General features: G+C 44.7%; 2 pseudogenes. Both read left to right on the top strand.

Annotated features, from left to right (window positions below):
- Window positions 1-160: pseudogene (locus tag I6F41_RS18095) on the top strand (transposase); the annotation flags it as partial.
- Window positions 124-705 (top strand): annotated as a pseudogene (locus tag I6F41_RS17945) (IS3 family transposase); the annotation flags it as partial. The pseudogenes I6F41_RS18095 and I6F41_RS17945, both read left to right, overlap by 37 nt.

The following is a 705-nucleotide window of genomic DNA, read 5'->3' as shown; positions in this document are numbered from 1 at the left end:
TCGCGTGACAAATCTCTCTCCTACACCAAAACCATCGGAGCAGATGACTGAGAAAGAGCTCAGAGAAGAGTTGGAGTATTTACGTGCAGAGAACGCTGTTCTAAAAAAGTTGGAAGCCTTGGCTCAAGCCAGACAGAGAAAAGCAAAGACAAGACGGTAATCGTCGAAGAGCTCAAGGCAACATACAGCTTACAACATTTACTAAAGGCCACAGGGCTGCCCAGAAGCGTGTATTACTATCACCGTAGTACGCTCAAACTGCCCTGTGCCGATACTGACTTACGCGTAAAAATACGTGATATCTATCACAAACATAAAGGCCGATATGGCTATCGCAGAATAACCAGTGCCCTAAGAACAATGGGCTTGGTGATTAACCACAAACGTGTTCAGCGTCTTATGAACGAGCTTGGTCTTAAATCGAAAGTAAGGCCTAAAAGATATAAATCCTATAAAGGTGAAGTCGGCAGAATCGCTGAAAACGCCCTAAACCGTGATTTCACAGCAAAGAAGCCTAATCAGAAATGGGTGACTGATGTGACTGAATTTAAAGTGAATAACCAGAAGGTGTATCTGTCGCCTATGATAGATCTGTTTAACCAAGAGGTTGTCAGCTACGAAGTACGAACATCCGTCGCGCTACCGTTAGTCACTGATATGCTCAAAGCCGCGACGAGTAAACTACAGCAACACGAGAAGCCACTG

Source organism: Pseudoalteromonas sp. SCQQ13 (assembly GCF_015864415.1).
In the GTDB taxonomy this organism is placed as follows: Bacteria; Pseudomonadota; Gammaproteobacteria; order Enterobacterales; family Alteromonadaceae; genus Pseudoalteromonas; species Pseudoalteromonas nigrifaciens.
This window is presented reverse-complemented; position numbering and strand designations above follow the sequence as displayed.